Source organism: Bacteroidetes Order II. bacterium (assembly GCA_016788705.1).
Classification (GTDB): domain Bacteria; phylum Bacteroidota; class Rhodothermia; order Rhodothermales; family UBA2364; genus UBA2364.
Window position 1 is genome coordinate 82,296 of the sequence record JAEUSQ010000032.1, and the last position, 13,949, is coordinate 96,244.

Consider the following 13,949-nt stretch of genomic DNA (forward strand, 5'->3'; position numbering starts at 1 on the left):
ACATAGTAGCTATATATTTAGGAACCACTCTTGATACTATGATAAAAAAACATCTCGTAAATATTTTAAACGCCCAAAACTGGCTTAATCATGTAAGGCGCTACCTGTTAGGGAAGGTTTCTGCCAGACTTATTCTTTGGGTATTCGTATTATTTTTAGGCTATCAATTACAAGATAAAACAACATATTCTCACTTCTTAACCTTTATGCTGGCAAGCCAACTTATTTCTGGTGTAATTAATGCAGGAATGCCAGCTGCAATCCTACGATTCGGTGTAATTAATCAAAAAGAAGAGCCTGACCAAGTTTCAGCACAAGGGGTTTGGGGCATTAGTTTAACCATAGGGGTTATTGCCAGTGCCTGTTTATTTCTTATATACCTTTTCATTGGCGCAACTACTTTACGGTTTCCCTTGGAAATGGGTGCTATTACTTGCTTATTTAGCTTCCTCTTAGCCCAAGAAGCAAATTGCATGAGTATTTTTCAGCTAAAGAGTAGAAGTGACTTGTATGAAAAATATTACATATTATTATCTATCTTTGTTTTACTTATTATTATCTTGCTTTATTTCTGGGGGTGGGATAATAGAGTTTTTCAAGCAACTTTATTTTATGTTATTGCAGTACTGATCACGCTTATTTGGGCTACTTACTATGCCTACAAGCTTGTTGGCTTACCAAATATAAGAAAATGGAAAGAGCCATTGGCATATGCCTTACCCTTGTTGCCGCACTTACTAGGAATGTACTTTTTAACCTCTGCTGATTTCTTTTTGATTAAATACTTACTTGGTGAACAAACATCTAGTATATATGGTTTTGCTTACCAAGCAACTTCTGTGATTTCAATGTTTACTATGGCAGTGGTCACCTACCTAACCCCCGTTATTTATGAATCTTTGCAAAATAGGGATGTGGTTTCCTTACAGAGTATCTCGAAAAAAATCAGTATGATCTCTGGTATTGTTTTGATGATTTCTTTTATTGGAATCTTTGCATTCTATATGATTGTTTATTACTTTTTAAATCAGTATATAGACAGTATTCCATTAGTTTGTATTCTTGCTCCTTCTTTTGTTTTTCATTTTATATATGCAGTTGCAGGGATTCCTGCAATGTTCTACGGTAAAACAGGCTTATTTAGCCTTGTTTCCTTGATCGTAGCAGGATGTAATATGCTTGGAAATTACATTACTATTCCTATATGGGGAGTTTATGGCGCAGCCTGTATCAATGTGGCATCTTATGCCCTACTTTCAATGGGTCATGTTTATTTGATGAGAAAAACTTCCGACCTCAAAATTTCATTTAAACACCCTTACACCTTAGCCGCTGTTTCTGTGAGCATTGGCTTAATACTTGGCTTCATAGTTAAATAAAATAACTTCATGAAACGTCTTAATGTTTACCTTTGGCTCATCTTAGTTTTTGACCCTTTTATCTCGATCCTAAGACAGGCAAACATATACAATACAGCGGTTCTCGTTATTATCTATGGCATTGTTGCTTTTTTTATGGTAGCACCAGAAGCAGTACGTACCTATTATGGTAAAAATGATGTATTTTTAAAAACTCTAGCTTTTGGTTTAATTCTTGGCTCCATTGTAGGCATTAAAAATGGTTCCGAACAAGATTTTTTACGCAATTACTTGGCAGATTCGTTTAATATTCTAAAGGCAATTATGTTGTATTCCTTTGGAATGAATTTTTCTACACCACTTACAATTACTAAAAGTTTTAAAAGAATTATTTTCTTTTCAACTATTTCTTGCACACTAGCAACTATCGTCCTAATTATTGGCGTAAATACTGGCCAAATTGGATATTTATCAGGCCCTGGGTACACCCTACTACTCCCATTATCATATTATGCAAACTTAAATAATGCTACAATGGCTTTTGTTTTGGTGCTCATTTTCTTTTCAACAAAACGTGGCGCCATTTTGATGGCATTAGGAGTTTCTTTATTAAGCTTGTTTTTAGGAAGAAAATATTTTAAAAAAGAAATAACAAAAAATAGTTTATATCGTAATATTTTAATTGGATTGTTTGCTGTTATTCTTGTGATAGCACTCGCACTTAATCCTAGAGGAAATGTTTGGATCAACAAACAACTCAATAATGTCATCACTATTTTTGATTATAAAGTTCTGGGTTTTTTAGAAGTAGATATCTCAAACCAGAGACAATTAGACCGTCTAGGTTCAGGACGCATTACGGAAGCAGAAAGCGCGATGAATGCAATGAAACCCATAGATTGGATTATTGGTGGAGGTCATGGTTTTAGTTATTATATCGAAGACTATGCAGATTCAGAAGGGATTCATAATGTACACTTTACTCCTTTGTCTTTGACTACCCGTTACGGGGTTTTTGTCACAGCTCTAATTTATTTGAATATTATAAGTTTGATCATTCGGGGTATTTACTGGACGTGGAAAGTTCAGAACTTCAACCATTTTAAAGTACCGCTGCTCTATGTAACAGGAGCCTTTATCTACTCGTTTACGGCATATTCTATTATGAACGACTTGTTATTTATGTTTATGGCAGGGCACTTAAGCAGTATGTTAATCAATCTTAAAAAAGCACGATTGCAAAATCAGCAAGTATCAAAAAAGTTGTATAATACCCAAAGCACCTCTTCTTTTGTCCATGTATGATATACAATTGCAATTTTATCAAGCTAACCTATTTAAAATATGTGTGGAATTCTAGGAATTGTCAATAACAAGTCATCGAAGCATGTGCAAGTAGAGGAATTGACTTGCATGTTGGAAACGATTGCGCATCGCGGCCCAGACTCTTCGGGAGTTGTCATTGGAGGCAAACAAGGACAACTAGGCTTAGGGCATGTACGGCTTAGTATTGTGGACTTGCGTGCAGGACAACAACCTATGGCAAGCGAGGATGGAAATGCTTGGCTTGTTTTTAATGGCGAGTTGTATAACCATAAAGCGCTTCATCAAGCGTGGCTTCCGAATTATCAGCCCAAAAGTAGCTCTGATACAGAGATTTTATTAGAATTATTACGCGAACATGGCACGAAAATACTTCCGCATTTAAATGGTATTTTTGCGTTTGCTTATTGGGATCGTCGAACAGATCAAGTTTTAGTCGCACGTGACCATATAGGGGTAAAACCCATCTACTATACAAACACGGATCAAGGGTTCGTTTTTGCGTCTGAGGCAAAAGCCATTATCGCCCATCAACCAGCAACACAAGCAGTTCACTGGGATAGTTTAATCCAATATTTGACTTATTCTAATATCTGGCAGCCAAACAGCTTATTTGAGGGAATTAAAACCTTACCTGCAGGGCATTATATCACTGTCGAACCGGATGGGGATTTGCAAATTGTGTCTTATTGGCACCCTTTTAATCAACCTCTGGCCAAGCCGGAGCCTTTTTCTCAAGACGGTTTTGAGGCTTTGATTAAAGATGCTGTAGGCTTACAGTTGATGAGTGATGTGCCTTTAGGTGCTTATGTAACAGGCGGAATAGATTCAAGTACAGTTGCAGCGATGGCGGTAAAGTCCACACCAGACCTCAAAACCTTTGTGGCAGTATTTGATTCTGAAGATAGCCGTCAAGAGTTGCATTACAGTCAAAAAGTCGCAGAAGGCTTAAAAACCAATCATCATGTTTTAAATGTAGCCGATCAAAAATTAGAAAGCCACTTGCCTCAAATCTTATGGCACTTAGACGAACCGAGAATTGGCGCAGCGATTTTACCACAATATTTAGTTTCTGGCCTAGTAAAAAGTGAGGTAACGGTCGTTTTAGGGGGGCAAGGTGGCGACGAGGTCTATGGGGGCTATGCGCGATATTTGCTTTCCAATCCACTTAAAACGGTAGGTAAAGTGCTTGCCCAGCGCCTTAAGTCGGCTTTAGGAGTGGGTGCTCAAGAGTCAGTGCCAAGTACGGCGCATAAGCAGCTAGATAAAGGTGGGCAAAAGTGGCTAAAAGACAATATCCAACTCTTTTTATCAAGCATGGAAGAGCGGTACGTAAAACAACTATCTCCTTTTGACAGCCCTGAATCCATTCAAGTTTTACGCGATCAATATTATAATGCGATCCGAAACTTGCAAAATGGCAAGCAAGTACGCGAAATATTAACGCAGGTTAAATCTTATAGCGCCTTGCAACAGGTGATGTTTTTAGAACAGCAAACCTATTTACAAGGCTTATTACACTTAGAAGACCGTTTAAGTATGGCGCATTCATTGGAATCCCGTGTGCCCCTTTTGGATTATCGTTTGATCGAAATGATGAGCCATGCACCTGATGAGGCTAAAATGCAGGGTTTCCAAACGAAAGTATCTCTTAAAAAACTTGCTGCAAAGCACATTAGCCGCGAAGTCATTGAACGACGTAAGATGGGTTTCCCAACCCCCTTAAGCCGTTGGATCAATACAAGCAATCGCGAATGGATTTTAAGTGTACTCTTAGATAAAAATGCTTGGATTCATGAATTAATCCATAAGGAAAGGCTGGAAGCTTACCTGAACCTTGCGCCTGAAAAACGGACACGGCGCTGGGAGTTTTCTGTTTGGATGTATTTATGTTTGGAGCTTTGGCATCAAATGTTCATTACAAATACCCTTTCCATGCGTTCGCCAGTTAAGCTCATTCAGCCCAAAGTTGTTGTTTTGGACGCTTAATATAGTTGAGAGATCGCAAAAAGGTAATGTATGATCACCAAACTCCGTCGGGTACTTGACCTTGTAAAGCATCTTGGGCTTAAGTGGATTCTCTTTCGGGTGTATTATGCACTTTACACTAAACTCGGTATTTTAGCCCGCAAGACAAAGAGGACGGCGTGGGATTGGGAAGCTTTATCGCAATTAACCCAAACCCCGAACCAAGCTTCTGTTGCTTATTGGGCCAAGTTTCAAGAACGTAAGCCTAAATTTTTATTTGATCCAAAAGACCGTGCAAAATATGCCCCTTTTCTGCATGCCTTAGATCAAGAAGCTGAGAATCCCCAAGCTTTACGAGAAGAAGTACAGGCTTTTTTAGAAGGGAAGCTTCGTTTCTTTGACGGTGCTTATCAACCCATCGGTTTTCCCCCCCGATGGAACTTCAATTGCATTGATGAAATTGAAATTCCAAACGATGTGCATTGGAGCCGCTTAAGCGATTTTGCGTTTGGCGATATAAAACTTGTTTGGGAAATGAGCCGTTTTAAGATGGTCTATAAACTGGTGCGTCTGTACTGGCGAACAGGTGACGCATCTTATGCAGAAGTCTTTTGGCAGCTTATTGAAGATTGGGTTTTGCACAACCCTCCTAATCTGGGCCCAAATTGGAAGTGCGGACAAGAAACCAGCCTCCGCGCCTTTGCTTGGACGTTTGGACTATATGGTTTTGCCGACTGCCCAGCTTCCACACCAGAGCGCATCCGCCGTTTGGTCTTTATGATCGGTGTATCTGCCGAAAGGGTAGAAGCCAACTTAGCTTATGCCATTAGCCAACGCAATAACCATGGCATTAATGAAGCATTTGGGCTTTGGTTTATCGGATTATTGTTCCCAGAGTTTAAAAGCGCGCCCCGTTGGTTTCAAAAAGGGCAAAAATGGTTAGAATATGAGGCGCAGGAACTCATCGCGCCTGATGGCTCTTTTGTCATGCACGGACACAATTACCATCGGATTATTTTAACGACTTATTTAATAACGGTTCAATTAGCGACACTAAATAAGCTTGCATTTTCACAGACATATGAGACCCGCTTAAAAACCAGTTTTAATTTTCTTGCTCGGTTTGTCATCGGTGAAAAAGGAGAAGTACCAAACTATGGATATAATGATGGTTCTCTAAATATGCCCTTAAGCACCCAAAATTTTCATGATTTTCGCCCGATTTTACAAGCAGGGCTTATTTGGGCAAACCAGCATAAAGCATTTAAATTAAGCAGTGGTAATGAAGATAGCATTTGGCTTTTAGGTCTAAACGCTCTAAATAGCCCCTATCAACCTATTGATAGCCAGCCTTTATTTGCTTCTCCGAGCGATTATTTCATTTTACAAGACGAGGCAAGTACAGTTTTCACTCGAAACGCCATTTATACAAAAGACCGCCCAGCCCACGCTGATGCCTTGCATATTGATTTATGGTGGAAAGGAATCAACTTAGCCATAGACCCCGGCACTTTTAGCTATAATGGAAAGGGCAAGGAGCATTTAGCATTTGAAGAAAGCCGTTTCCATAATGTCGTTACCGTAAATGGTGCAAATCAAATGATACGCTTCAGCCGTTTTTTATGGCTGCCTTGGGTTAAAGGGCAAAACAAAGTAGAAACCAAAACCAAACGCCCTATCTTCTATGGCAAACATGACGGCTATGAAGTACGGTTTAATACCTATTATGAGCGCCAAATTATAAGCTTAGGGCAAGATAAATGGGTAATATTAGACTGGTTAGAAGCTCAAAAACCAGAGCAGTACACGTTACATTGGTTATGGGGAAATTTCCCAGTAAAACAAGAGGGTGACCAACTTATATATGAAACATCCAAAGGCAATTTCTATGGGAAGGTGCTATCGAATCATCCCTCGCTAAGGATTGACTTAACAAAAGGAACACCTTTATCCGCAGAAGGGCAGTTTGCCCCAAACTATTATGCGCTAAAGGCAACAACAGCTTTGAAAGCAAGTGTTCAAGCTCAATCTTGTTTATTTGTAACCGTCTTTGCCCCACAACCTTGCTCCGTTACATTAAAAGATCATGTATTAACGGTAAACGATCAAATCATGACAATTTCTAAACAATTATAGAATCAAAAGTTCCTTAGTTTCCTTTTTACGATTAAAAAACCTCTCTTCTCTAAGTAAAATAGTTATGAAAATCGTACATGTCGTAGGGGCACGCCCCAATTTTATGAAAATAGCCCCTGTTTGGAAAGCAATTTCTACTTTAACAGATTGGATCCAAACCCTTGTGCATACAGGACAACATTATGATGATAATATGTCCACTATTTTTTTTAATGAACTTGGTTTGCCTAAACCACATGTCAATTTAGAAGTAGGGGGTGGAACCCATGCTTATCAAACCGGACAGGTCATGATCTTATTCGAGGCTTTGATGCTCAAAGATCGCCCTGATTGGGTTTTGGTTTATGGAGATGTTAATTCCACAGCCGCCGCCTCTATGGTTTGTGCCAAACTCGGCATCAAAGTCGCCCATGTAGAAGCAGGGCTTCGCTCTTTTGATCGAGAAATGCCTGAAGAAATTAACCGATTGGTAACAGATCAATTGGCTGATTTACTCCTTACACCTTCATTAGATGGCAATTATAACCTGATAAGAGAAGGCATACATCCTGATAAAATTCATTTTGTTGGTAATGTAATGATAGACACGCTTATCCAGTTAAAACCACTTTCAGACCAGCAATGGGTTACACTAAGCAAAGACTTAAACATAGAAAAAAAATGCTTTATACTTGTAACGTTACACCGACCTTCAAATGTAGATGATGCAGCACAACTAACGCTTCTCTTAGCATCACTAGAGGAATTAAGCTCAAATATTAAGATCATTTTTCCTTTACATCCACGTACTCGCAATCGTTTAGTATCCCAAGGATATGACTTTAAAAGAAGTTCGCTTCATTTTATTGAACCTTTAGGTTATCTTGCTTTTCTTGCTTTGCAGGCTCACGCTAAAGTTGTTGTTACAGATTCTGGCGGTGTTCAAGAAGAAACAACCTATCTTGGCGTTCCTTGTCTTACGATGCGAGAAAATACAGAACGACCAGTAACCGTCACGGTTGGGACTAATAAACTTATTGGACGTGATGTACATCTAATGCTTCAAGAGTGCCAGCTTGTTCTTAATGGCACGTATAAAAAAGGTCAAATCCCGCTTTATTGGGATGGTAAAGTGGGCGCACGCATTGTCCAAGCGTTACAACTCTCTTAAAACTAAAGCCCTTTGTTGCTTATATCCATATGTTTCATACCCTCCTTATTCACCAAGGTTTTGTATCTCCTAAAGAGGCAGGAGGAACACGCCATTATGAATTTGCACGATACATTACAAAACGAGGAAATAAGTTTACGGTTGTCGCCAGTACACGTAACTACTTAAGTGGTAAGATGACGACGGCACAAGTTGAAGGCGACTTGGATGGCATAATGGTTTTGCGTGCCCATACACCAAGTGCACACCATAAAAGTTTTGTTTGGCGCGTATATGGTTTCTTAGTTTTTATGCTTTCCTCTTTATGGAAAGCCTTACGCGTCCCCAGTTTAGATATTATCATGGGAACATCCCCCCCCATTTTTCAAGCAGGCTCCGCGTTAGTTATTGCAAAACTAAAAAGAAAACCCTTCTTATTAGAAGTCCGAGATTTATGGCCTGAGTTTGCAATAGATATGGGTGTTTTAAAAAGCGTATTTTTAATTAAAATATCTCGTTGGTTTGAAAATTTTTTGTATAGAAATGCGGATCATCTGTTAGTAAATTCTCCTGCCTATAAAACATATCTTATCGAATATGGTGTACCAGAGCATAAGGTAAGTTTTATTCCCAATGGCGTTGACCCTGAAATGTTTAATACTCAAGGCGATGCAAGTCGTTATCGCAAAATATGGGGCATTGAAGAGAAGTTTGCGGTTGTTTATGCAGGCGCATTAGGGCCCGCAAATGATATCCCAACGATCTTACAAGCTGCGGCTAAAATTCAAGATACATCGAACGTTTTTTTTGTCTTTGTAGGGGATGGTAAAGAGCGTACACGATCTGAAGCTCTTACAGCAACATTGAATCTAAAAAATGTTAAATTTGTAGGTGGCTTACCAAAGTCTGAAATGGCTGATGTTTTAGCTGCGGCAGATGTAACTATCGCAACCCTGCAAAATATTCCAATGTTTACAACAACTTATCCCAATAAGGTTTTTGATTATTTGGCAGCAGGAAAACCGATTATATTTAATATTGATGGGGTAATTCGAGAGGTTGTGGAAAAAGCTGATGCGGGACTTTTTGTTCCTCCTGGCGATTCAGATGCCTTGGCAAAAGCCATTTTAACTTTAGAACATAAGCAAGGTGAACTAACAGAAATGGGACAGCGTGGTAAACAATATGTTGCAAAGAATTTCAACAGAAATGATCATGCAAAAGCTTTTTTAGCCTTATTAAACAAGTTGGCTCAGAGACGTACATAAATTTGTTTTTGTATATAAATCTCCCTTTAGCCTGCTTGCAATAACATTTTTAGGTAAAGAACTACGACAATGAAACGAGCGTTTGATATTATAGTGTCTCTGGTTGCACTCATTGTTCTTGCTCCATTCATTTTACTTTTGGCAGCCTGTGTCACTTATAAAATTGGGGCGCCTGTTTTATTTGCCCAAGACCGCCCCGGCTATAAGGGAAAAATATTTAGAATGTACAAGTTCCGAACGATGACAAATGAGCGAGATGCTTCAGGTGCTTTATTACCAGATGCCCAGCGGATGACCCCTATAGGACGTTTTTTACGTAGTACTAGTTTAGACGAACTTCCAGAACTATGGAATGTACTAAAGGGTGAAATGAGTTTGGTAGGGCCTCGTCCATTACTCGCACAGTATCTTGCTTATTACTCATCAGAACAAGCAAGAAGGCATAATGTAAAACCCGGTATTACAGGGTGGGCACAAGTAAATGGACGTAATGCTATTACCTGGGAAGAAAAGTTTAAGTTAGATACATGGTATGTAGATCATCAGTCTTTAGCGCTTGATATTAAAATACTTTGGATGACAATTGTCAAAGTTTTTAATAGGGACGGTATTAGTGCAGTAGGACATGAGACAATGCCATTATTTACAGGATCACACTATGACTAACAGGACGATCCGATTGACAGACCTGCCTTGGTGGAGGCTTTTTGATCTTGTAAAAGGTGTACTAAGATCTTTTATATGGTTTCGCAAAGCATCTTTAAAACATATTTCAGCCATTCATTCAGGGGCTAGAATTAAAGAGTGGAAGGGAAGTGTCATGCTGGGGCATAAATGTGAGCTACATGAACGCGTGATGATTTCTGCAACAGGTACACCAGAAAAAAAAGCATTGGTTCAAATTGGTAACCAAACAACAATTTGGTACAACACGGTCATTAGTGCAAGGCATGAGATTATTATAGGTGACAATTGCGCTATTTCATGGAACTGCACAATTATTGATGATGACATGCACACAATAGTTTACCCGTCTAATTATACACCTAAAGAACGCGGAAACTTTGTCCACTTAGGAAATCGAGTTTGGCTTGGAGCAAATGTAACCGTCTTAAAGGGTGTAACCATTGCAGATGATGTGATTGTAGCCGCAGGTTCTGTTGTTACAAAAGATTTGGCTTCCAAGTGGATTTATGCTGGAAACCCCGCAAAACCCATTGCACAAGTAGAGACGTGGTACTAAATCATTTGCGATAATGACAAAACTTGTAATTATTGGTGCAGGAGGACATGGTAAAGAGGTTGCAGACATCTTACTTGCACAACATAAAGAGAGCACAACTACCGTAGTTGCAGGTTTTATAGACGAAGATCCCGCCAAATACGGAGCCTATATAAACGGATTACAAGTACTTGGTAATACTAACTGGCTCTTCACACAGCCCATTCATGCTTATAAGGTGGTTGTGGCGATAGGGAATTTACAGGTACTAAAAAAAGTTGTCACTGAAATTAAGCAGCACGGCATTGCCCTTACAACTGCCATTTCTCCAGACGCACTTGTTTCACCTTCTGCCCAAGTTGGTGATGGGAGTATTTTATTTCCTCACACTTCTATTGGTGCAAACGTTCAAATTGGAGAATGTGTAACCTTAAATGTTGGGACAAGCGTAAGCCATGATAGTATAATTGGTAAGTACACAGGGTTAAATCCTGGGGTAAGATGTGCAGGGAGTGTTCAAATTGGAGAGGGGGCCTATATCGGCATTGGTACCAGTATCATCCAAGGACGTAAAATAGGATCATGGAGTACGATAGGCGCAGGCGCAGTTGTCATTAGAGATATTCCTGATCATGTAACAGCGGTAGGTATTCCCGCGAAGGTGATTAAAAGCAATAAATAAGATTTGTCAATTAAAACAAAAAAACTTTAAAACCATGGATAAAATTAGGACAACTCCTTTAGCACCATGGCCGCATTTTGATCAGGATGAAATTAATGCGGTTATGCGTGTTTTGCAATCAGGAAAAGTTAATTATTGGACAGGGCAAGAGTGTAAACAATTTGAAAAAGAGTTTGCAGCTTATGTTGGTACTCAGTATGCCATTGCTGTTGCAAATGGCACAAATACTATTGAACTCGCTCTTCATGCTCTCCGCATTCCGCGTGGAGCAGAGATGATTTTGACAAGTAGAACATTCATGGCTTCTGCCAGCGCGGCAGCAATCAGGGGCATTAAACCTGTTTTTGCAGATATTGATCCGATTACACAAAACGTAACAGCCGAAACGATCCGCAAAGTTATTACGCCTAATACAAAGGTTATCATGGCGGTTCACTTAGGAGGTTGGCCTTGTCCAATGGATGAAATTATGGGATTGGCTAAGGAGTTCAACCTTAAAGTCATTGAAGATTGCGCCCAAGCACATGGCGCTTCCTATAAAGGTATAAAAGTAGGAGCATGGGGGCATATTAACTCTTTTTCGTTCTGCCAGGATAAGATCATGACAACTGGTGGAGAAGGAGGAATGATTACCACTGATGATAAAGAACTATGGGAAAGAGCTTGGGCATATAAAGATCATGGCAAAAACTATGATACAGTTTATCACAAGCAGCACCCTCCAGGCTTCCGTTGGCTCCATGAGTCGTTCGGTACGAATATGCGTATGACAGAAATGCAAGGTGCTATTGGGCGCATTCAACTCCGTAAATTAGATGAGTGGGTAGCGAAGCGTCGGGCAAATGCCGACATTTTAAATCGGACTTTTGAGAATATTAAAGGCTTGAAGGTTACAATTCCCCCCTCAGATGTTTTTCATTCTTATTACAAATATTATGTATTTTTAGATTTATCGCTTCTGAAAAATGACTGGAACCGCGAGCGCATCATGCAAGAGGTAGGCGCTTTGGGTATTCCCTGTTTCAGTGGTAGCTGTAGCGAAATCTATTTAGAAAAAGCTTTTGAACGCTGTGCACTACAGCCGCTTGAACGCCTTCCTGTTGCAAAAAACTTAGGCGAAACCTCTCTAATGTTCATGGTACATCCGACAATGTCTAAAGAAGAAGTTGAACAAACAGCCTTAGCCTTAAAAATAGTTATGGCTCAAGCTGTCGCCTAAACCAATCTTTCACCCTTTCTCACTCAAGACTTACATCTTTATGCAAACGTTCTTATCTAACAACCTGACATTTCAACGCATCATTCGCATGGCTGCGGATGTTTTGATGTTGTCTTTTAGCATCATCGCTGCATTTGTACTCCGTTTAGCCTTCTCTAAAGATGAAACGGTAGTGTACAATGTTCAAGACTGGATTAAAACTGCTGCGGCACTTGTTGCTATTGCATTACCAGTTTTCATGCTTAGCGGTTTCTATACTTCTGGCCGTTTTTATCAAGGCAAGTATAAAGCAATCACTGTTTTACAAGCAGTTGCTTTAACATACTTGATATTCACTGCGTTAACCTTTTTTTCGGGTAAGCTACTATGGTACTCTCGCTCAGTTTTGTTGGTATCATGGATTTTTAGCTCCATCTTGTTAGTTGGAGCGCGACTCTGGTCTGTGGTGTGGAAATATGTCTTACGGTCAGAAGTATCTATCTCTAAAAAGCGCAATCCTGGACAAATTAAATCTATTCGTAACGTTTTAGTTATTGGTGGGGCAGGGTATGTTGGATCAGGCTTAATTCCTCGTTTACTCGAAAAAGGTTATAATGTCAAACTTCTAGACATAATGATGTTTGGTTATGAGCCAATTAAGAGTGTTCGCAACCATTCTAACTTACAGATTATTCGTGCAGACTTTCGGCAAATAGATAAAGTTGTTGAAGCGGTTCATGGCGTGGATGCGGTTATTCATTTAGGCGGCATTGTTGGCGACCCAGCTTGCTCTCTAGATGAGCAGCTAACCATTGATGTAAATCTTGCTGCTACTCGTATGGTTGCAGAAATTGCAAAAGGGTATGGTGTGCAGCGTTTCATTTTCGCCTCCTCTTGCAGTGTATATGGCGCCAGTGATGAAGTCTTAAATGAGCTCTCTAGCTTAAGTCCAGTTTCACTTTATGCAAAAACTAAAATTGCTTCCGAAAAAGTTTTGCAGCAACTTTCAGGGCCAGATTTCTGTCCTGTCATTTTGCGTTTTGGAACAATTTATGGTTTTTCTGGGCGTACCCGCTTTGATCTTGTTACCAACCTATTAACAGCGAAGGCCGTGAAAGAAGGTAAGATCACGGTTTATGGTGGAGATCAATGGCGGCCTTTTATCCATGTAAATGATGTGGCAAAAGCAGTCTTTTTAGCCTTAGAGGCGGACCTTTCACTAGTCCAGAATGAAATATTTAATGTTGGATCAGATGCTCAGAATATGACCCTTTGGCAAGTTGGCGAGCTAATCAAAAAGCAAGTCCCAAGCGCTGAACTTTTAGACTTAGGAATGGACGGAGATCGCCGTAATTATCGGGTTAGCTTCAAAAAAATTGCAGAAGTTTTGAACTTTAAGCCAGATTGGACAATGGAAGCTGGGATTACCCAGGTGCTAGAAGCATTGCACGTAGGGGCTGTAAAAGATTACAAAAACCCTATGTATAGCAATGTTCAGTTTTTAAAAGAACATGAAAACTCGGAATTGTTTAAGCAATTGGAAAAAGATCATGACTTAAAGCTCCTAGAAGTTTTCAGTAACTAAGTCTTCTATTGAAGATTGAGGTAGCATCACTTCTTTACTTAAAAGTGATGCTACCTCGCTTTTAAGAGTAACCGTAAGTT

11 protein-coding genes are annotated in these 13,949 nt (G+C 39.7%); all 11 read left to right on the top strand.

The features are described from left to right. Positions 1–38 precede the first annotated feature (38 nt). The 11 genes from JNN12_08660 to JNN12_08710 all read left to right on the top strand — a co-directional run bounded on the left by JNN12_08660 (position 39) and on the right by JNN12_08710 (position 13,869). Positions 39–1,379: an oligosaccharide flippase family protein gene (locus JNN12_08660; protein ID MBL7978398.1), complete on the top strand. Its 1,341-nt coding sequence runs from the start codon at positions 39–41 to the stop codon at positions 1,377–1,379. A gap of 9 nt (positions 1,380–1,388) precedes the next feature. Beyond that, a complete protein-coding gene (locus JNN12_08665) occupies positions 1,389–2,663 on the top strand; it encodes an O-antigen ligase family protein (protein ID MBL7978399.1) in 1,275 nt (424 codons plus the stop codon). Between the two features lie 39 nt (positions 2,664–2,702). Then, on the top strand, positions 2,703–4,670 hold the full coding sequence (gene asnB, locus JNN12_08670; protein ID MBL7978400.1) for an asparagine synthase (glutamine-hydrolyzing): 1,968 nt from the start codon (positions 2,703–2,705) through the stop codon (positions 4,668–4,670). A 99-nt stretch (positions 4,671–4,769) separates the two neighbouring features. Then, on the top strand, positions 4,770–6,785 hold the full coding sequence (locus JNN12_08675) for an alginate lyase family protein (GenBank protein ID MBL7978401.1): 2,016 nt from the start codon (positions 4,770–4,772) through the stop codon (positions 6,783–6,785). Between the two features lie 64 nt (positions 6,786–6,849). Next, complete coding sequence (gene wecB / locus JNN12_08680) at positions 6,850–7,935, top strand: UDP-N-acetylglucosamine 2-epimerase (non-hydrolyzing) (GenBank protein MBL7978402.1); 1,086 nt, start codon at positions 6,850–6,852, stop codon at positions 7,933–7,935. 29 nt (positions 7,936–7,964) lie between these two features. Further along, the gene (locus JNN12_08685) at positions 7,965–9,182 is read left to right on the top strand and encodes a glycosyltransferase family 4 protein (protein MBL7978403.1); all 1,218 of its coding nucleotides are present in this window, start codon (positions 7,965–7,967) and stop codon (positions 9,180–9,182) included. Positions 9,183–9,251: 69 nt separating this feature from the next. Then, a complete protein-coding gene (locus JNN12_08690) occupies positions 9,252–9,848 on the top strand; it encodes a sugar transferase (protein MBL7978404.1) in 597 nt (198 codons plus the stop codon). Between the two features lie 13 nt (positions 9,849–9,861). Next, positions 9,862–10,425, top strand: a complete 564-nt coding sequence (locus JNN12_08695; GenBank protein ID MBL7978405.1) for an acyltransferase — start codon at positions 9,862–9,864, stop codon at positions 10,423–10,425. A 13-nt stretch (positions 10,426–10,438) separates the two neighbouring features. Further along, a complete protein-coding gene (locus JNN12_08700) occupies positions 10,439–11,086 on the top strand; it encodes an acetyltransferase (protein MBL7978406.1) in 648 nt (215 codons plus the stop codon). A gap of 34 nt (positions 11,087–11,120) precedes the next feature. Beyond that, a complete protein-coding gene (locus JNN12_08705) occupies positions 11,121–12,305 on the top strand; it encodes a DegT/DnrJ/EryC1/StrS aminotransferase family protein (GenBank protein ID MBL7978407.1) in 1,185 nt (394 codons plus the stop codon). A gap of 40 nt (positions 12,306–12,345) precedes the next feature. Continuing rightward, a complete protein-coding gene (locus JNN12_08710) occupies positions 12,346–13,869 on the top strand; it encodes an NAD-dependent epimerase/dehydratase family protein (protein ID MBL7978408.1) in 1,524 nt (507 codons plus the stop codon). Positions 13,870–13,949: the final 80 nt, after the last annotated feature.

Coding starts and splice junctions, on each gene's coding strand:
- JNN12_08660 (MBL7978398.1), top strand. CDS start 39: ATGATAAAAAAACATCTCGTAAATATTTTAAACGCCCAAAACTGGCTT.
- JNN12_08665 (MBL7978399.1), top strand. CDS start 1,389: ATGAAACGTCTTAATGTTTACCTTTGGCTCATCTTAGTTTTTGACCCT.
- asnB (MBL7978400.1), top strand. CDS start 2,703: ATGTGTGGAATTCTAGGAATTGTCAATAACAAGTCATCGAAGCATGTG.
- wecB (MBL7978402.1), top strand. CDS start 6,850: ATGAAAATCGTACATGTCGTAGGGGCACGCCCCAATTTTATGAAAATA.
- JNN12_08685 (MBL7978403.1), top strand. CDS start 7,965: ATGTTTCATACCCTCCTTATTCACCAAGGTTTTGTATCTCCTAAAGAG.
- JNN12_08690 (MBL7978404.1), top strand. CDS start 9,252: ATGAAACGAGCGTTTGATATTATAGTGTCTCTGGTTGCACTCATTGTT.
- JNN12_08700 (MBL7978406.1), top strand. CDS start 10,439: ATGACAAAACTTGTAATTATTGGTGCAGGAGGACATGGTAAAGAGGTT.
- JNN12_08705 (MBL7978407.1), top strand. CDS start 11,121: ATGGATAAAATTAGGACAACTCCTTTAGCACCATGGCCGCATTTTGAT.
- JNN12_08710 (MBL7978408.1), top strand. CDS start 12,346: ATGCAAACGTTCTTATCTAACAACCTGACATTTCAACGCATCATTCGC.